This is a genomic window from Pseudomonas citrullilanati (assembly GCF_030580855.1).
Classification (GTDB): domain Bacteria; phylum Pseudomonadota; class Gammaproteobacteria; order Pseudomonadales; family Pseudomonadaceae; genus Aquipseudomonas; species Aquipseudomonas citrulli.
On sequence record NZ_JAUQOP010000022.1, the window covers coordinates 1 to 16,051 of the forward strand.

At 63.3% G+C, this 16,051-nt stretch carries 20 protein-coding genes; 14 read left to right on the plus strand and 6 right to left on the minus strand.

Translation table 11 applies throughout. The features are described 5' to 3' along the window. Window positions 1-360 precede the first annotated feature (360 nt). Both rhtA and Q6A48_RS15520 read left to right on the plus strand, forming a co-directional pair. Window positions 361-1,248: a threonine/homoserine exporter RhtA gene (rhtA, locus tag Q6A48_RS15515; protein ID WP_304554981.1), complete on the plus strand. Its 888-nt coding sequence runs from the start codon at window positions 361-363 to the stop codon at window positions 1,246-1,248. A gap of 167 nt (window positions 1,249-1,415) precedes the next feature. Beyond that, window positions 1,416-1,697, plus strand: a complete 282-nt coding sequence (locus Q6A48_RS15520) for a hypothetical protein (protein WP_304554982.1) — start codon at window positions 1,416-1,418, stop codon at window positions 1,695-1,697. Window positions 1,698-1,702: 5 nt separating this feature from the next. On the opposite strand, the gene Q6A48_RS15525 is transcribed toward Q6A48_RS15520, so the two are convergent. After that, window positions 1,703-2,266 carry a TetR/AcrR family transcriptional regulator gene (locus tag Q6A48_RS15525; protein ID WP_304554983.1) on the minus strand — a complete coding sequence of 188 codons (564 nt, stop codon included), beginning with the start codon at window positions 2,264-2,266 and terminating at the stop codon, window positions 1,703-1,705. Window positions 2,267-2,355: 89 nt separating this feature from the next. Here Q6A48_RS15525 and Q6A48_RS15530 point away from each other — a divergent pair, with 89 nt between their 5' ends. Together Q6A48_RS15530 and Q6A48_RS15535 are read left to right on the plus strand one after the other, a co-directional pair. Further along, window positions 2,356-3,084, plus strand: a complete 729-nt coding sequence (locus Q6A48_RS15530; RefSeq protein WP_304554984.1) for an SDR family oxidoreductase — start codon at window positions 2,356-2,358, stop codon at window positions 3,082-3,084. Between the two features lie 33 nt (window positions 3,085-3,117). Beyond that, entirely contained in the window at window positions 3,118-3,708 is a 591-nt protein-coding gene (locus tag Q6A48_RS15535) for a 2-hydroxychromene-2-carboxylate isomerase (protein ID WP_304554985.1), read from the plus strand. A gap of 9 nt (window positions 3,709-3,717) precedes the next feature. Here Q6A48_RS15535 and Q6A48_RS15540 read toward each other — a convergent pair whose 3' ends face one another. The 5 genes from Q6A48_RS15540 to Q6A48_RS15560 all read right to left on the minus strand — a co-directional run bounded on the left by Q6A48_RS15540 (window position 3,718) and on the right by Q6A48_RS15560 (window position 8,362). Then, window positions 3,718-5,526 (minus strand): aminopeptidase P family protein, encoded by a 1,809-nt coding sequence (locus Q6A48_RS15540; protein WP_304554986.1) that lies wholly within the window; start codon window positions 5,524-5,526, stop codon window positions 3,718-3,720. Between the two features lie 49 nt (window positions 5,527-5,575). Continuing rightward, entirely contained in the window at window positions 5,576-6,742 is a 1,167-nt protein-coding gene (locus Q6A48_RS15545; protein ID WP_304554987.1) for a cysteine desulfurase family protein, read from the minus strand. A gap of 159 nt (window positions 6,743-6,901) precedes the next feature. Further along, window positions 6,902-7,516 carry a LysE family translocator gene (locus Q6A48_RS15550; RefSeq protein WP_304554988.1) on the minus strand — a complete coding sequence of 205 codons (615 nt, stop codon included), beginning with the start codon at window positions 7,514-7,516 and terminating at the stop codon, window positions 6,902-6,904. A 102-nt stretch (window positions 7,517-7,618) separates the two neighbouring features. Beyond that, a complete protein-coding gene (locus tag Q6A48_RS15555; RefSeq protein ID WP_304554989.1) occupies window positions 7,619-7,885 on the minus strand; it encodes a hypothetical protein in 267 nt (88 codons plus the stop codon). Between the two features lie 117 nt (window positions 7,886-8,002). Next, window positions 8,003-8,362, minus strand: a complete 360-nt coding sequence (locus Q6A48_RS15560; RefSeq protein WP_304554990.1) for an antibiotic biosynthesis monooxygenase — start codon at window positions 8,360-8,362, stop codon at window positions 8,003-8,005. A 97-nt stretch (window positions 8,363-8,459) separates the two neighbouring features. Between Q6A48_RS15560 and soxR the strand changes: the two genes are divergently transcribed. The 10 genes from soxR to Q6A48_RS15610 all read left to right on the plus strand — a co-directional run bounded on the left by soxR (window position 8,460) and on the right by Q6A48_RS15610 (window position 15,919). Continuing rightward, window positions 8,460-8,912: a redox-sensitive transcriptional activator SoxR gene (soxR, locus tag Q6A48_RS15565; protein WP_304554991.1), complete on the plus strand. Its 453-nt coding sequence runs from the start codon at window positions 8,460-8,462 to the stop codon at window positions 8,910-8,912. A gap of 102 nt (window positions 8,913-9,014) precedes the next feature. Next, complete coding sequence (locus Q6A48_RS15570) at window positions 9,015-9,473, plus strand: VOC family protein (protein WP_304554992.1); 459 nt, start codon at window positions 9,015-9,017, stop codon at window positions 9,471-9,473. 283 nt (window positions 9,474-9,756) lie between these two features. Beyond that, entirely contained in the window at window positions 9,757-10,971 is a 1,215-nt protein-coding gene (locus Q6A48_RS15575) for a PepSY-associated TM helix domain-containing protein (RefSeq protein WP_304554993.1), read from the plus strand. A 38-nt stretch (window positions 10,972-11,009) separates the two neighbouring features. Further along, window positions 11,010-11,510, plus strand: coding sequence for a PA2404 family protein (locus tag Q6A48_RS15580; protein WP_304555065.1), 501 nt, complete (start codon window positions 11,010-11,012; stop codon window positions 11,508-11,510). Beyond that, on the plus strand, window positions 11,507-11,833 hold the full coding sequence (locus Q6A48_RS15585; protein WP_304554994.1) for a hypothetical protein: 327 nt from the start codon (window positions 11,507-11,509) through the stop codon (window positions 11,831-11,833). The genes Q6A48_RS15580 and Q6A48_RS15585 overlap by 4 nt, the downstream gene beginning before the upstream one ends. After that, a complete protein-coding gene (locus Q6A48_RS15590; protein ID WP_304554995.1) occupies window positions 11,830-12,405 on the plus strand; it encodes a DUF6162 family protein in 576 nt (191 codons plus the stop codon). The genes Q6A48_RS15585 and Q6A48_RS15590 overlap by 4 nt, the downstream gene beginning before the upstream one ends. 35 nt (window positions 12,406-12,440) lie before the next feature. Beyond that, window positions 12,441-13,370, plus strand: coding sequence for a metal ABC transporter solute-binding protein, Zn/Mn family (locus Q6A48_RS15595; protein ID WP_304554996.1), 930 nt, complete (start codon window positions 12,441-12,443; stop codon window positions 13,368-13,370). Then, window positions 13,367-14,122 (plus strand): metal ABC transporter ATP-binding protein, encoded by a 756-nt coding sequence (locus Q6A48_RS15600; protein ID WP_304554997.1) that lies wholly within the window; start codon window positions 13,367-13,369, stop codon window positions 14,120-14,122. The genes Q6A48_RS15595 and Q6A48_RS15600 overlap by 4 nt, the downstream gene beginning before the upstream one ends. Beyond that, window positions 14,119-15,018 (plus strand): metal ABC transporter permease, encoded by a 900-nt coding sequence (locus tag Q6A48_RS15605; RefSeq protein WP_304554998.1) that lies wholly within the window; start codon window positions 14,119-14,121, stop codon window positions 15,016-15,018. The genes Q6A48_RS15600 and Q6A48_RS15605 overlap by 4 nt, the downstream gene beginning before the upstream one ends. Before the next feature lies 1 nt (window position 15,019). Beyond that, window positions 15,020-15,919, plus strand: a complete 900-nt coding sequence (locus Q6A48_RS15610; protein WP_304554999.1) for a metal ABC transporter solute-binding protein, Zn/Mn family — start codon at window positions 15,020-15,022, stop codon at window positions 15,917-15,919. Window positions 15,920-16,051: the final 132 nt, after the last annotated feature.

The following is a 16,051-nucleotide window of genomic DNA, read 5'->3' on the forward strand; positions in this document are numbered from 1 at the left end:
ACATCAACAACTTCAACCACTTGCGCTTCCGATCTCTCGTTAGCGGGAGGCGAATTCTACAGCGTTGTTCGCTGCTGTCAACACCTCTTTTTCAGCGCTTCCGGACTTCGATGAACTGAAGTCCTGCACTGCCGAAAATCGTTTAACTCATTGAAACTCAAGGAGTTTTCCGTTTCGACTGCGCCGGAAGTGGGGCGAATTATAGACGTCTGGAATCTGCCGTCAACACTTAATTCAACTTTTCTATCAACCTACAGCACGCCCCTTTAATTTCACCGCTGTATATAGACGGCATACGCCGGAGTGCGCAATATACTGCTCAAATTCATCTCCTGCCTTTATTCTGGACGACCGCTAGCAATGACCTCCTCTTCTCGCAGCCTGGTAACCACGTTATTCCCGGTTGCCCTGCTCTTAGTAGCCATGGCCTCCATCCAGTCCGGCGCCTCCCTTGCCAAAAGCATGTTCCCGATCGTGGGCGCGCAAGGAACCACCACGCTGCGACTCCTGTTCGCCAGCCTCATCATGCTCATATTATTGCGCCCTTGGCGCGCCAAGCTCACTGTCCAGTCCCTGCGTACCGTGATCGTCTATGGCATGGCCCTGGGCGGCATGAACTTTCTTTTCTATATGTCTGTTCGTACGGTGCCTCTGGGAATCGCCGTGGCGCTGGAATTTACCGGCCCCTTGGCCGTGGCGATCTACGCGTCGCGGCGGGCAATCGATTTCCTCTGGATTGCCTTGGCGGTGATCGGCCTGCTGCTGTTGATTCCAACAGGCGCTTCCAGCGCCGGCATCGATCTAGTCGGTGCCGGTTATGCGTTGGGGGCGGGGGTTTGCTGGGCCCTGTACATCCTGTTTGGCCAGAAGGCCGGCGCCGACCATGGCGTGCAGACCGCCGCACTCGGGGTGGTGATCGCGGCGCTGTTCGTCGCCCCGATCGGCATTGTCCACGCAGGAGCCGCGTTGCTGACGCCGGCCCTGATCCCGATCGCCATTGGCGTCGCCGTATTGTCCACCGCCCTGCCCTACACCCTCGAGATGGTCGCGATGACCCGCATGCCGGCACGCACCTTTGGCACCCTGATGAGCATCGAGCCCGCCATTGCGGCCATGTCCGGGTTCATCTTCCTTCAGGAGTTTCTGTCCCTGGCCCAATGGGCCGCCATTGCCTGCATCATCCTGGCTTCGGTCGGTGCAACGCTGACCATGGACAGCCCGGCAACGCCGGCCGTCGCGGCGGATTGAAGCAGAACTTAACGAAGGTCTGGCATTTGCCGCGCATTTAGGCCATGTTTAGGCGCGTAACCTAATGTCAGACATGGATTTTTCATACAGGACGTCATGAACGCTTCAAACGCAGGCGAACGCAACCGTACGTGGGCATGAGATCCACGACGGTGTTAAGGACGGGAATGAAACGAATTTTGATAGTGATCGCCGTACTGGCCATTGCAGGCTGCGCGGCGACAACCAAGACTGAAGTCAAGCGCGGTAAAAAAGGCCTGCACATCAATTGCTCCGGCCTTTCCTCTTCCTGGGATCAATGCGCCGCCAGCGCCGCCAACTCCTGCGCCCCCAAAGGCTACAAGGTCATCGCCAAGTCAGGTGATGCCGTGGAGGAACCTGGGGACTATCCCTTCGGGCTCAACCCCGCCGGCTATACCAGCCGTAGCATGATCGTGATCTGCAAGTAACCACGTCAGTCGAGCCCGGCCAGTCGCCGGGTGATTTCGTCATGGCTGGACTCGAGGACCGCCTGCTGGACCTCAGGTGCAGCCATCATCCGCGCGACAACCAGCGCTCCTACGCATTGGGACAGGATGGCCCAGGCCAGAGCGTCACTTCCCAGTACCTGTGCCCAACTTTCCTGCAAGCGACAGACCCACGTTTGCGCCACCTCCCTCACCTGCTCATCCGATCGCGCAATCTCGGCGCCCAGCACTGGCAATGCACAACCTACTTCGGGTTGCTCGACATGGCTCATGCTCAGATAGTGCTTGAGACAACGCTTCAACTTTGCCTGGTCCATGGCACCGTCGCCCGCCAAACGGTCCAGGCTATGGGCCAGTTCACGCTCGACGATGGCCTTGAAAAGCTCGTCCTTGGACGAGAAGTGACTGTAGAACGCCCCACCGCTCAAGCCGATCGCTTTCATCAGACCATCAACGCCCACTGTGGAAAACCCCAACGTCTTGGCGGATGCGGCACTGCTGGCGAGCAGTTTCTCTCGGGTTTCCATCTTGTGATTGGCTGAATAACGCATGGTCCTGCCCCTGATTGCTCACCTTGACGCTCGCCGGATCTTAGCATAACGTCCGTTTAGCTAACGATCGTTTACCAATGAGGCTGATCATGAATAACAACAAGGTTGTACTGGTGGTGGGCGCGGGCGACGCGACGGGCGGGGCGATCGCCCGGCGTTTCGCACAGGAAGGTTTCGTCGCGTGTGTCACCCGCCGCAGTGCCGATAAGCTCGAGCCGTTGGTTGAGGAGATCCGCGCCCAGGGCGGCGAGGCCCATGGCTTCGCCTGCGATGCTCGCAAAGAGGACGATGTCATTGCCCTGGTCGAGCAGATCGAGACCCAGATCGGTCCGATCGAAGCCTTCGTGTTCAATATCGGCGCCAACGTTCCCTGCAGCATCCTCGAAGAAACCGCCCGCAAGTACTTCAAGATCTGGGAGATGGCCTGCTTCTCGGGTTTCCTCAATGCGCGGGAAGTGGCCAAGCGCATGGTCATGCGCCAGCGCGGAACGATCCTGTTCACCGGGGCGACGGCAGGATTGCGTGGGGCTTCAGGGTTCGCCGCGTTCGCGGGGGCCAAGCATGGCATTCGGGCACTGGCCCAGAGCATGGCACGGGAACTGGGGCCGATGAATATTCACGTGGCCCACGTGGTGGTGGACGGTGCCATCGACACAGACTTCATTCGCGACAATTTTCCGGAGAAATACGCGACCAAGGATCAGGATGGCATCCTGGACCCTGGACACATTGCCGACAACTATTGGTACCTGCACAGCCAGCCGCGCGACGCCTGGACCTTCGAACTGGACCTGCGTCCCTGGAACGAACGCTGGTAACCCCTTCCGTAAAACAACAAGAGCGCAGCGCCCATGAGCAAATCGGTGGAGTTCTACTTCGATCTCGGCAGCCCGGCCACCTACCTGGCCCATACCCAATTGCCGACCCTGTGTGCAGAGACAGGCAGCCAGCTGATCTATCGCCCGATGCTGTTGGGTGGCGTGTTCAAGGCAACCGGCAATGCGTCCCCAGCGACGATCCCCGCCAAGGGTCGCTACATGTTCGAAGACCTGAATCGCTTCGCCAAGCGATACGGCGTCGCGTTCAAGCTCCCTCCCTATTTCCCGATCAATACGCTGTTACTGATGCGCGCCGTCACTGGCATTCAACTGCGCCAGCCCGAGCGTTTCGAAGCCTTTATCGATTGCCTGTTCCGCGCGCTGTGGGTGGACGCACGCAACCTCAATGATTCGGCAACGGTGGCGGCCGTATTGGCTGAAGGCGGTTTCGACCCTGAGTACGTGCTGGCCCTGACCACCGATGAGCAGGTCAAGCAAGCGCTCAAGACAACCACCGAAACCGCCATTGAACGGGGCGTGTTCGGGGCCCCGAGCATGTTCGTCGACAACGTGTTGTACTTCGGCCAGGATCGGCTGGACTTCCTCCGTGAGGCCCTGGGCTGATCCCGCGGGTCAGATGGCCACGGTCCGCTCGTTGAGCCACTGCAGCGCAGCCCCTTCCAGCAACGGGCTCAACCGACGCCGGACCTCGGCGTGGTAGGCGTTGAACCAGTCCTTTTCCTCCTGGGTCAGCAACGATGGTTCCAGGCAGCGGGTGTCGATCGGGCACAGGGTCAGGGTTTCGAATTCGAGGAACTCGCCGAACTCGCTGCTTCCCGCCTCGCGGTTCAACGCCAGGTTCTCGATGCGCACGCCCCAGCGACCGGGACGATAGGTTCCCGGCTCGATCGAGGTGATCATGCCCGCTTGCATCGCCGTTTGCGGCGTGGCCGCGGCCTGGTAGGCAATCACCTGGGGACCTTCGTGGACGTTGAGGAAATACCCCACCCCATGGCCGGTGCCGTGGCCGTAATCGACCTGCTCGGCCCAGATCGGCGCGCGGGCGATGGCATCCAGCAACGGCGACAGGATGCCCCGCGGAAACCTGGCCCGGGACAGAGCGATGACCCCCTTGAGCACCCGCGTGCAGTCACGCTTCTGTTCGGCGGTGGGGGTTCCGACCGGCACCATGCGGGTGATATCGGTGGTGCCGCCGAGGTACTGTCCGCCGGAATCGATCAGCAGCAGCCCGTCACCTTCGATGACCGCATGGGCCTGCGGCGTGGCGTGGTAATGCGGCATCGCGCCGTTGGCATTGAAGGCGGCAATGGTATTGAAGCTCAGCGAGACATAATCCGGCCGACGCGTACGGGCCGCGGTCAACTGCTCATCGATGGTCAGTTCGGTTATGCGCTCGCGCCCCCAGACCGCTTCCAGCCAGGCGAAGAACTCACAGAGCGCCGCACCGTCCTGCTCCATGGCCTGGCGGATGTGTTCGGCGTCGGCCAGGCTCTTGCGGGATTTGGCCAGCGTCGTCGGGTTGAGCCCCTCGACCAGCTTCACGTCATCGCCCAGGTTATCCAGCAGCCCAACCGTGACCCGCGCCGGATCGACCAGCAGGCTCGCCCCGCCCGGCACCTCACGCAATGCGGCCGCCGCTTCGCTGTAGTCACGCAGCGACACCCCATCCTGCTCGAGCACGGCGCGCAGCCCTGCGTCCACCTTGTCCAGGGCCACGAACAGCGTGGCCTGTCGCTGGTTGATCAAGGCGAAGGAAACGAACACCGGGTTGAACGACACATCGGCGCCGCGCAGGTTGAACAGCCAGGCGATGTCATCCAGCGTGGCGATGAAATGCCAGTCGGCGCCGCGTTCCGTGAGGGCCTCGCGCAACTTGGCAAGCTTCTCTACGCGGTTGACGGTCGCCTGGGGCGGAAGGTGCGCGTAGACCGGTTGATTGGGCAGGCTCGGGCGATCGGTCCAGACTTCGTCGAGCAGGTCGATGTCCGTGCGCAACCGCGCGCCACGTTCCGCCAGCTTGCTGCCCAGGGTCCGGGCCGACGCCACGGCCATCACCGCGCCGTCCACCGCCACTACCCCACCTTCGGGGGTTTGTTCGGCGAGCCAATCCAGGGGGCCGGGTTGGCCCGGGATCAGCTTGACCAGCTCGATACCGCTGCCTTCCAGCTCCTGGGTCGCCTGTTCCCAATAACGGCTGTCAGCCCAGACGCCGGCAAAACCCGCCGTCACGATCAACGTGCCCACTGAACCATGGAACCCCGACAACCATTGTCGTCCCTGCCAGTAGCCCGGCAGGTATTCCGACAGATGCGGGTCGGCCGATGGCACCAACAGCGCGTGGATGCCCTGCTGATTCATCCGTTGGCGAATTCGGGCCAGGCGCTGGGGAACCAGTCCAGGGGTCAAGGGCTCGGTGCTCATCGTTTCTCCTGCTCATTGATATTGTTGTTCGATGCCGAAGACACTCGGCTCATGGGGTGGTGGCCCAGAACGCCGGCGCTGTCGCGCAGGCGGCCTTGATCAGCCGTACCGCCTCGTCGATGTCCTGTTCGGTGGTAAAGCGCCCCAGGCTCAGGCGAATGGTTCGACCGGCCGCGCGCGCATCATGCCCCAGGGCCAGCAGCACGTGGGACGGCGTGTTATGCGCCGAATTGCAGGCCGAGGTCGCGGAAAAGGCCATCGACGCGCCCAGTGCGGCCGGGTCGAACGTCCCTTCATGGAACGTCAGGCTCAATGTGTGGGGAATCCGCCGGGTCGCGCTGCCGTTGATACAGACTCCGGGCAAGGCCAGCAGCGGTTCCAGCAAACGATTGCGCAACCGGGCGATCTTGGCCAGCTCGTCGTCGAACGCCTGGGCGGCCAGTTCGAAGGCCGCGCCCATGGCAGCGATCTGGTGGGTCGCCAGGGTCCCGGAACGCAGGCCGCCCTCGTGTCCGCCACCATGGATCTGCGCCGACAGCCGCGGTCGGGCACGATCGCCAACGTAGAGTGCGCCAATGCCCTTGGGGCCGTAGATCTTGTGGGCGGAAAAAGACATCAGGTCCACCGGCCAGCGGGCCAGGTCGATCTGCACCTTGCCCGCGCCCTGGGCGGCGTCGACATGGAACAGCGCACCGTGCTCGCGCACGATCTGTCCCGTGGCGACGATGTCATTGACGGTGCCCAACTCGTTGTTCACCAGCATCAGCGACACCAGGAAAGTGTCCTCGCGCAATGCTTCGCGAACCGCTTGCGGGTCGATCAGCCCCTCGGCGTCCGGCGCCAGCCAAGTGACCTCGACACCGAATTCCTCGAGCTGTCGCGCCGTGTCGAGAATCGCCTTGTGTTCGATCAGGCTGGTAATGACATGGCCGCCACTCCCGCCGCGGGCCTGGGCCACGCCCTTGAGGGCCAGGTTGTTGGATTCGGTGGCGCCGGAGGTCCAGACGACCTGCTCGGGTCGGGCTCCCACCAGTTGCGCCACTTGCTGGCGGGCCCGTTCGACCGAACGACGGGCCGCCTGGCCGAAAGCATGGGAGCTGGAAGCCGGGTTGCCGAAGTTACCGTCGAAGCCGAGACACTCGACCATGACCTGTATGACCCGCTCATCAACCGGGGTGGTGGCGGCGTAATCGAAATATAGCGGACGTTTATTCATGGGAAACTCGCAGAGCCTGCTCCGGGATCAGGCGCCCTCGTTGGATTCGAGACAAGCAATACCTGATCGAAGACCTTAAAGAAGTCGGACTTCATTTAAAAGTGCGTAGGAACGCTCCTGAACAGCGAGCTTAGCAGGCCTCGCGCCCAAGCTCAGCCCTCAACTGATGCTTTCGAGCAACAGCGGATACAACGAAGCGACCAGCAACAGTGCCATGCCCCAGTTGAACAGGCGCAGCCAGCGACGATCACGCAACAGGTTGCGCAGCAGGCTGCCGCAAATCACCCAGAGGCTGACGCTCGGCAGGTTGATCAAGGCAAATACCGCCGCGATCACCACCACGTTGAGGAAATAGCCTTGGAGCGGCGTGTAGGTGCTGATGGCGCCGATGGCCATGATCCAGGCCTTTGGGTTGACCCACTGGAAGGCCGCCGCGCCCCAGTAGCTGATCGGCGTGTTCTCGCCTGGCTGGCTTTCGGAAACCGGGCCGGAATGGGCGATTTTCCATGCCAGGTACAACAGGTACGCCGCCCCGATGTAGCGCAGCGCGGTGTAGAGCAAAGGGTACGCCTGGAATACGGCGCCGAGGCCAAGGCCTACCGCCAGCACCAGGGAAAAGAAGCCGCAAGTGATGCCCAGCATGTGGGGGATGGTGCGGTTGAAACCGAAGTTGACCCCCGAAGCCAATAACATGGTGTTGTTGGGGCCCGGCGTGATCGAGGTCACCAGGGCAAACAGGGCGAAGCCCAGCAAGAGGTCGAGCGAAAGGGTCATGTGAAGTCAGTCCATCGGGGTGGTCAGTCAAGTCATGACCCTACCCCACGTCCTGGCGCAAACCCATGGACAGTTGGGCAAAACTTCGAGCGGTACAGTCCTTCAGCTTGACCGACCGGGCACCTGCACGCCCAACTCCGCGCTCATTTCGCCCTGGTCGTCGAAACCGACATTTTTTTGCGCAGTGCCGAGCAACTCGGTCTTCTTGGCATGGTATTCGTCGAACGACAGGCCCCGGCGGTTCAACGCCTCCAGGGCCAGCTCGCGGGTTTCGTCCGCACTGTAGGGGCGCAGCTCCGGGAAGGAACTGGCGCAACCGCTCAGTAAGGTGACAGTCGACAGCAACAAAACGGCAAGGGTACGGTTCATGGCAAGTGTCCAAATGTTCTGGCGTTGGGCGATGAACAAAGGCTACTCGCCGGCCCTGCCGGGCAGAAATCAACCCTCTCGATAGTGGGTATCGCATCCTCGAATCGACCGTTGCGCTTAACCGACCAACTGGCAATGCAAGTCGTTGTCCAGGCTGCGCTCGATGTCGCACAGCACCTCGAACGAGCCGAACTTGACCGCCTTCGCCCGGTAAACCAGCCCCCAGAAGTCCTGCCCGCCGGTCTCGATGCTTCGAAACGCCGCTTCGCCCGCCTCGCGGGTTTGCCACTGCAAATAGTTGAGCACCCGCCGACCGTCCTCGCTGGCCTGGATACTCGCCCTGAGAAAGCCTTGATGGTCACGGGCCAGGCGTTCGGTCTGCCGCGACAACGCCGTGACCAGCGCCTGCTGCCATTGCGGCTCGATGTTGAATTCCATCAGTTGAGTGAAACTGCGATTGTGCCTAGGCGTTTGCATGAAAGGTCCCCGCTGCGTGTAAGGCGGATCTTGCGATCCGAAGGCCTGCAGGGTAAAACCTCTAGTTAAGTCAAGGTCAAGCGATGAATTCAGGCACATGACAACGATCGATGTCCACAAGGCACTCACCGTCGGCCAAGTGGCCGCCCGCAGCGGCGTGGCGGTCACCGCCCTGCATTTCTACGAGACCAGGGGCCTGATCAGGAGCACGCGCAACGCGGGCAACCAGCGGCGTTACCCACGAGAAGTATTGCGTCGCGTGGCGTTGATCAAGGTCGCCCAAAGCCTGGGTATCCCCTTGGCGGAAATCGGCGAGGCGTTGAATACCCTGCCGGACGACCGCGCGCCCACGGCGGCCGACTGGCAGCGCCTTTCGGCGCAATGGGGCCGGGAGCTGGATGAGCGCATCAACCAACTGGTGGCCCTGCGCGACCGGCTCGACGGTTGCATTGGCTGTGGGTGCCTGTCGATGGAGCATTGCCCCCTGCGCAACCAGGGCGACGTGCTGGGCAAGCGCGGGCCGGGCGCGCACCTGCTGGACGCGCCGTGAGACGTTCGTCGGCGCGTGACCCGGCGCCAGTCCGCTGTCCTATAGTGGATGAGCGCCAGTCGGCGAAGGTGCTCTTCGCCCTTTACAACAAGGAGAAACAGCATGGGTGCCAAAACCATTCCTGACGGTTTCCACTGCATCACGCCCTACCTGGGCATTCAAAAAGCCGCCGAAGCCATCGAGTTCTATAAAAAAGCCTTCAACGCCACCGAGGTCATGCGCCTGGCAATGCCCGATGGCCGCGTCGGACACGCCGAACTGCGGATCAACAATTTCCCGATCATGCTCGGCACGCCTTGCGACCAGGGCCCGCTGCAAAACCCGGACACATCGCCCTCGGTGGGCCTGCACCTGTACGTCGAAGACGTGGACAGCGCATTTGCCCAGGCCATTGACGCCGGGGGCACGGTGATCTCGCAAGTGAAGGACCAGTTCTATGGGGATCGCACCGGCAGCCTGAAAGATCCCTATGGGCACGTGTGGTTCCTGGCGACCCACAAGGAGGACCTGACCCAGGAACAGATCGAGCAGCGGGCCCGGGAGATGTTCCAGCAAGGTTGATCCGAACCGCTGGCCGCTGTGGGAGCGAGCCGGCTCGCGATGGCGTCGACACTTGTACCTTTCACCAGACCGTCTTCGCCAGCCGCCTCGCTCCCACAGATAAGACTGGATGCTGATTGCGAAACATTTTCTTTCATCTTTCCCTTCGGGATTTCAGTGACTCGTTCGTCTTAATTAGATGCAGCAAGCCGCGTCGGCGAAAGCCACCGCCGGCCTTGTCCAGGGCTCATGGCATTGCGAAGCCCGTAATGCCCAGCCTTTCATCGAATCAAGACGCGCAATCATGTCCAAGAAGTCCCGCTCCAAACTCTGGTTCCTGGTCCACAGCTGGCTGGCATTGCCCATCTGGTTTTTCGTCCTCATCGTGTGCGTCACCGGCACGCTCGCCGTGGTCAGCCAGGAGATCGTCTGGCTGACCAACCCGGAGATGCGCGCCAGCCGGCCGGCGGACGATGCGCCGTTGCTCAGCTACGAGCAGGTGATCACGGCGATCAAGCAGGCCCAGCCGCTCACCCAGGTGCAGAGCATCACCCGTCCGGACGAGTCGCATTTCGCCCTGGAAGTCGGCGTCACCTACCCTGACGGTCGTCCCGACACGGTCTACGTCAATCCCTACAGCGGGGTCATCCAGGGCTCGGCGCCAACGTTCAACTTCCAGGCGTTCACCCGGGCCCTGCACGGCTGGTGGCTGGTGCCGTTCACCAACGGCTTCAGCTGGGGCTGGTACCTGGTGTCGTTCCTCGGCCTGCCGTTGCTGGCCTCCCTGGTCACCGGGCTGGTGGTCTACAAGCGATTCTGGAAAGGCTTTTTTCGTCCGACCCTGCGCATTCGCCACGGGGCGCGGATTTTCTGGGGTGATTTCCACCGCCTCAGTGGCATCTGGTCGATCTGGTTCATCGCCGTCATTTCCATCACCGGCACCTGGTTCCTGATCCAGGCCCTGCTGTTCGACAACCAGATCTCCATTTCCAGCGCACCCGTGCTGCCGGTGGTCGCCCGGGAAAGCGTGCCCTTGTCGGCCGACGGCACGGCGCCGCCGCTGTTGAGCCTGGACCGGGCCATCGACATCGCCCGGCAGCGGATCCCCGGCCTGGAAGCGAGCGTCATCAACCTGCCCGGCAATGCCTACAGCCACCTGGAGATCAGCGGGCGCGGCTGGTATCCGCTGATGTTCCAGACCGCCACGCTCAATCCCTACGACGGTGACGTGGCGGCCTTGCGGCTGCTGTCGGACCGCACCACGCTGGAATTCGTCACCGAATCCATGCGGCCGTTGCACACCGGGGATTTCGGCGGCCTCTGGATCAAGCTGATCTGGTTCTTCTTCGGCCTGATCCTGAGCATGATGGTCCTCAGCGGCTTGCTGATCTGGACCAAACGCACGGCCCTGGCCACCGCCAATGCCTTCAAGCGCAGCCAGAAACCCAGCCGTGGGGCCCGGGCCTCGCGGTCGTCGCAGCCGTCCGTCGGCGTTGAATCGTCGGAGGGCAGCCTGTGAACCCATCCACCCAGCCTTCGTCACCCTCGCGCCTGGCCATGGCCTGGCGAAAATGGCGCTTTCACCTCAACGTGCTGCTGTTGCTGATCCCCCTGGGGTTCATGCCCAAGTATTTCTCCGAAGCGGCGTTGTTCCGCGGCGACGCGGGGCTTGGCGAACGGGATGTGGGCGAGATCCAAGTCGGGCCGTGGAGCCTGCGCCTGGCCGAGTTCCGCAACGAAGCGCCGCGCCAAGAGGGCCCCGCCGGCCCCATGAAACATTTCAACGCGGCCCTGTGCCAACGCTGCATCGGCCAAGTCAAGGCCACCTACCTGCGTATCGGCAAGCCCCGCAGCCTGAGGGCCGCCGGGGTGATTTTCTTCGGTTCGCCCTATCGCATGGGCGCCCTGCTGCCGGTGCCGCGCAAGACCCAGCCGGACGCCGAGCTGTGGATAACCCTCGAAGGCTGGGACGGCTCCATGCACCAGGCATCCATACCCCTGAGCCAGGCATCACCGGCCACCGTCGCCTGGCTGAATCCCCAAGGAGCCCAACGATGATCCCCCGCGCCTGTTTCAAGCGCCTGGCGCTGCTTTTATGCGTCGGCTTCAGTACCCCGGTCCTGGCCCACAACCCGATGTGCGAGTGCAAGGCCATCGATGCCGAGCAGATCCGCTGCACCGGTGGCTTTTCCGACGGTAGCGGGGCGCCCGGGGTGACCCTGGACGTCATTGGCTACGACGAAACCATCCTGGTGCCGGGCAAGCTCGGCGCCGATTCGACGCTGACGTTCAAGAAACCGGACGCCGAATTCTACGTGCTCTTCGACGCCGGCCCCGGCCACGTGGTGGAAATCGACCAGGCAGACATCGAGGCCCCATGAACGCTCCCACCACCCAAGTCATCCGGCCCACCGGAGCAGGCCACGAAACCCTCTACGTGGCACTGTTGTGCCTGGTCATCGTGCTGCTTGCCGGTTCGGTCGTGAGCTGGCACCGCCAGGCCGAAGACACGCACGCCCTGGCCTCGAACCAGCTCGACGCGCGCCGCGACCTCAGTGCCGCGGAACAAGGCCTCTATGCGGACCTGCGAGTGACCCTGGATGAAATTCACCTGCTGCGCGACGAGCGACAAGCCCTGCCCAGCCCGCAGGCACTGGCAGAGGAAGGCTTTGCCCCGTTCGCCGAGGACGCCAGTTCCGTCAGCCGGGGCGGCCACGCCTGGCAGTCGCTGGAGGATCGGGCCTACTTCGGCTTGAGCGGCAATCCTTCCGTCGCCGGCTCGTTTCTGATGCGCATCGGCGAAGCATCCGACGCCCCACCGGACATCTGGCTCAACCGTGGCGATCGTCCCACGGCACCCACCATGCTGGACGACGCCACGTTGTCCGCCGCCGGCTGGCAGCAGATCGTCGCGCAATTCGACGCTGGCGTGACCCGCCAGCACCGGCATTGATCCACGCCCCTGATTCGAGAGAAGACCCTTCGCCCATGTCTATCGCATACCCACGTCGCCCCTTGCTGCGCCTGCTGCTGATCAGCCTGCTGGCCTGCCTGTTCACCGCGCCGGCCAGCGCCGAAACCGCCAAGCGCCTGCGCATCGGCATCACCTTGCACCCCTACTACAGTTATGTGGCGAACATCGTCGGCGACAAGGCCGAGGTGGTCCCGTTGATTCCGGCTGGCTTCAATCCCCATGCCTATGAGCCACGGGCCGAAGACATCAAGCGCATCGGCGGTCTCGACGTGATCGTGCTCAACGGCGTGGGCCACGACGATTTCGCCGACCGCATGATCGCCGCTAGCGAAACCCCGAACGTGAAAGTGATCGAAGCCAACGAAAACGTGCCCCTGCTGGCGGCCACCGGCACCGCGGCCCGGGGCGCAGGCAAGGTGGTGAACCCGCACACCTTCCTGTCCATCAGCGCATCCATTGCCCAGGTCAACAACATCGCCCGGGAGCTGGGCAAGCTCGACCCGGACAATGCCAAGGCCTACACCCAGAACGCACGCGCCTATGGCAAGCGCCTGCGGCAGATGCGCGCCGCCGCCCTGGCGAAACTGAGCCAGGCGCCCAATGCCGAGTTGCGGGTGGCGACGGTGCACGCCGCCTACGACTACCTGCTGCGTGAGTTCGGCCTGGAAGTGACCGCGGTGGTCGAGCCCGCCCATGGCATCGAACCGAGCCCCAGCCAACTGAAGAAGACCATCGATCAATTGCGCGAGCTGGACGTGAAGGTGATCTTCTCGGAAATGGATTTCCCGTCCACCTACGTCGACACCATCCAGCGTGAATCCGGCGTGAAACTCTACCCGCTCTCGCACATTTCCTACGGCGACTACAGCGCCGAGAAGTACGAGAAGGAAATGACCGGCAACCTCGACACGGTGGTCCGGGCCATCCAGGAGTCCGGCGCATGACCGCCCAGCAAACCCTCGTCCGGCCGCCCGCCGGGCCGTTGATTGAATTCGCCGGTATCTGCCTGGACCTCGGTCGCACCACCATCCTCGACGATGTGGCGTTTGCGGTGCAGCCCGGCAGCATCCATGCCCTGGTAGGCCCCAACGGTGGCGGCAAGAGTTCGCTGGTCAAGACGTTGCTGGGGCAGATGCCGCACCAGGGCCGCTTGAGCCTGCAATGGCCGGGCGACCCCGGGGTGATCGGCTACGTGCCCCAGGCCTTGGAGTTCGACCGCGGCCTGCCCATGACCGTGGATGATTTCATGGCGGCGATGTGTCAGCGCCGACCGGCGTTTCTCGGCCTGAGCCGGCATTACGCCACGGCCATCGGCGCGGCCCTGGAGCGGGTCGGCATGCAGGACAAGCGCAAGCGGCGCATGGGTGCGCTGTCCGGTGGCGAGCGCCAGCGGGTGTTGCTGGCCCAGGGCTTGATCCCCCCGCCGCAGTTGCTGGTGCTGGATGAGCCGATGTCGGCGCTGGACGAAGCCGGGATCCAGGTCTTCGAGCGGCTGCTGCGCGACTGGCGCGAAGCCGGGATCACCGTGCTCTGGATCGAGCACGACCTGGCAGCCGTCGCCCGCCTGGCCGACCGGGTCACCGGACTGAACCGCCGGGTGCTGTTCGATGGCCCACCGCAGCAGACCCTCACCCCCGAACGCTTGCTGTCGCTGTTTTCCACCCATCCACGAACCCACGGGAGTGCTGCCCGATGAGCTATGAAGCCTTTCGCCTGATGGTCCAGGGCTGGGCCTCGTCCGGCTACCTGCCCGAGGCGCTGGCCTATGGGTTCGTGGTCAATGCGCTGTTGGCCGGGCTGTTGATCGGCCCGGTACTGGGCGGCCTGGGGACGTTGGTGGTGGTCAAGCGCTTCGCGTTCTTTTCCGAGGCGGTGGGTCACGCGGCGCTGACCGGTGTCGCCGTCGGCATCCTGCTCGGCGAGCCCTATACCGGGCCCTACGGCAGCCTGTTCGGCTACTGCCTGTTGTTCGGCATCCTGCTCAATTACCTGCGCAACCGCACCGGCCTGGCACCGGACACCTTGATCGGCGTGTTCCTTTCCGTTTCCCTGGCCCTCGGCGCCAGCCTGCTGCTGATCCTGGCGGGCAAGATCAACGTGCACATCCTGGAGAACGTGCTGTTTGGCTCGGTATTGACGGTCAATGGCAACGACCTGCTGGTGCTGGCGGTGGTCGGGTCCCTGGTGATGGCCCTGGCCCTGCCGCTGTACAACCGCATCATGCTGGCCAGTTTCAACCCGCAACTGGCGGCCGTGCGGGGGGTGGCGGTCAAGACCCTGGATTATCTGTTCGTGGTGCTGGTGACGTTGATCACCGTGGCCGCGGTGAAAGTCATCGGCGCGATCCTGGTGGGCGCCCTGCTGGTGATTCCCGCTGCGGCGGCGCGCCTGCTCAGCCAGTCATTGAAGGGGTTCTTCTGGTGCTCGGTGCTGATCGCCACCGCCAGCACCTTGTGCGGGATCCTCGCACCGATCGTGTTCGACCTGCCGATCCCGTCCGGGGCCGCGATCATCCTGGTGGCCGGCATCGCCTTCGCCTTGAGCGCCATCGCCCGCGGCGTCGTTCCCAGCCTCAAAGGAAACCTTGGATAACATGATGATGCTTCGACACCTGAGCCTGGCCGTGGCGCTGGGCGGCCTGATCAACGTCGGCGCGTTCGCCGCTGAAAGCAGCCGGCCGGTGCACCTGCTGGCCTCGCTGCCGGTCACCTACGGCCTGGGCGCAGCCCTGCTCAAGGGCACCGACGTCAAGCTGGAGAGAGCGGCCCCGGCCAATCTGCCCGGGACTCGGCAAAGCGCCTACTTCAGTGGCCGGGGCGCATCGGCGCTGGGCAAGCTGGCGGTTGACGCCGACGCAGTGATCGGCCTGCGTTCGCTGTGGCCGGACGACCCGCTGTACCCGATGGCCCGGCGCAGCAACATCCGCATTGTCGAAGTCGATGCCGCGCGCCCGGTGGACGGTGCCTTGCCGGGGATCGCCGTGCAACCGGGCATGGCCGATGGCCTGGCGAGCCAGCCGTGGATGGCCAGCCATAACCTCGGGCGCATGGCCGATGTGATCGCCGCCGACCTGGTGCGCCTGGCACCCTCGGCCAAGCCGGGCATCGACAGCAACCTCGCGGCCCTCAAGCAACGCCTGCTCAAGCTCAGCGCCGACAGCGAAAAGCGCCTGGCCAGTGCTGAAAACCTGAGCGTGGTCAGCCTGAGCGAGCATTTTGGCTACTTGATCAGTGGGCTGAACCTGGACGGGATCAGCACCGATGCCCGCCCCGACGCCGAGTGGACCGCCGAGGCGCTCAAGCAGTTGACCGCGACCCTGAAGGACAACGACGTGGCCGTGGTGCTGCACCATCGCCAGCCGTCGGAGGCTCTGAAGGCGGCCATCAGCGAAGGCGGCAGCCGGCTACAGGTGCTGAGCACCGATGGCCCCGACCCAATCTCGGAGCTGGAAAACAATGTGGGTCTGGTCGTCACCGCACTGACCGGAGGCTGACCGCAGTCCATTGTGGGAGCGAGCTTGCTCGCGATAGCGGTGTGTCAGGCAACTGATTGCTGAAAGATCCGACGCCATCGCGAGCAAGCTCGCTCCCACAGGGTTGATCGTGGATGTTCGAAGATCCTGTAT

What these genes read in the sequence shown, in the direction of transcription:
- soxR (WP_304554991.1), top strand. Translation starts at nt 8,460, where the DNA reads ATGACAACGATCGATGTCCACAAGGCACTCACCGTCGGCCAAGTGGCC.
- Q6A48_RS15570 (WP_304554992.1), top strand. Translation starts at nt 9,015, where the DNA reads ATGGGTGCCAAAACCATTCCTGACGGTTTCCACTGCATCACGCCCTAC.
- Q6A48_RS15605 (WP_304554998.1), top strand. Translation starts at nt 14,119, where the DNA reads ATGAGCTATGAAGCCTTTCGCCTGATGGTCCAGGGCTGGGCCTCGTCC.
- Q6A48_RS15520 (WP_304554982.1), top strand. Translation starts at nt 1,416, where the DNA reads ATGAAACGAATTTTGATAGTGATCGCCGTACTGGCCATTGCAGGCTGC.
- Q6A48_RS15550 (WP_304554988.1), bottom strand. Translation starts at nt 7,516, where the DNA reads ATGACCCTTTCGCTCGACCTCTTGCTGGGCTTCGCCCTGTTTGCCCTG.
- Q6A48_RS15535 (WP_304554985.1), top strand. Translation starts at nt 3,118, where the DNA reads ATGAGCAAATCGGTGGAGTTCTACTTCGATCTCGGCAGCCCGGCCACC.
- Q6A48_RS15525 (WP_304554983.1), bottom strand. Translation starts at nt 2,266, where the DNA reads ATGCGTTATTCAGCCAATCACAAGATGGAAACCCGAGAGAAACTGCTC.
- Q6A48_RS15575 (WP_304554993.1), top strand. Translation starts at nt 9,757, where the DNA reads ATGTCCAAGAAGTCCCGCTCCAAACTCTGGTTCCTGGTCCACAGCTGG.
- Q6A48_RS15590 (WP_304554995.1), top strand. Translation starts at nt 11,830, where the DNA reads ATGAACGCTCCCACCACCCAAGTCATCCGGCCCACCGGAGCAGGCCAC.
- Q6A48_RS15545 (WP_304554987.1), bottom strand. Translation starts at nt 6,742, where the DNA reads ATGAATAAACGTCCGCTATATTTCGATTACGCCGCCACCACCCCGGTT.
- Q6A48_RS15595 (WP_304554996.1), top strand. Translation starts at nt 12,441, where the DNA reads ATGTCTATCGCATACCCACGTCGCCCCTTGCTGCGCCTGCTGCTGATC.
- Q6A48_RS15560 (WP_304554990.1), bottom strand. Translation starts at nt 8,362, where the DNA reads ATGCAAACGCCTAGGCACAATCGCAGTTTCACTCAACTGATGGAATTC.
- Q6A48_RS15555 (WP_304554989.1), bottom strand. Translation starts at nt 7,885, where the DNA reads ATGAACCGTACCCTTGCCGTTTTGTTGCTGTCGACTGTCACCTTACTG.
- Q6A48_RS15600 (WP_304554997.1), top strand. Translation starts at nt 13,367, where the DNA reads ATGACCGCCCAGCAAACCCTCGTCCGGCCGCCCGCCGGGCCGTTGATT.
- Q6A48_RS15540 (WP_304554986.1), bottom strand. Translation starts at nt 5,526, where the DNA reads ATGAGCACCGAGCCCTTGACCCCTGGACTGGTTCCCCAGCGCCTGGCC.
- Q6A48_RS15580 (WP_304555065.1), top strand. Translation starts at nt 11,010, where the DNA reads ATGGCCTGGCGAAAATGGCGCTTTCACCTCAACGTGCTGCTGTTGCTG.
- Q6A48_RS15610 (WP_304554999.1), top strand. Translation starts at nt 15,020, where the DNA reads ATGATGATGCTTCGACACCTGAGCCTGGCCGTGGCGCTGGGCGGCCTG.
- rhtA (WP_304554981.1), top strand. Translation starts at nt 361, where the DNA reads ATGACCTCCTCTTCTCGCAGCCTGGTAACCACGTTATTCCCGGTTGCC.
- Q6A48_RS15585 (WP_304554994.1), top strand. Translation starts at nt 11,507, where the DNA reads ATGATCCCCCGCGCCTGTTTCAAGCGCCTGGCGCTGCTTTTATGCGTC.
- Q6A48_RS15530 (WP_304554984.1), top strand. Translation starts at nt 2,356, where the DNA reads ATGAATAACAACAAGGTTGTACTGGTGGTGGGCGCGGGCGACGCGACG.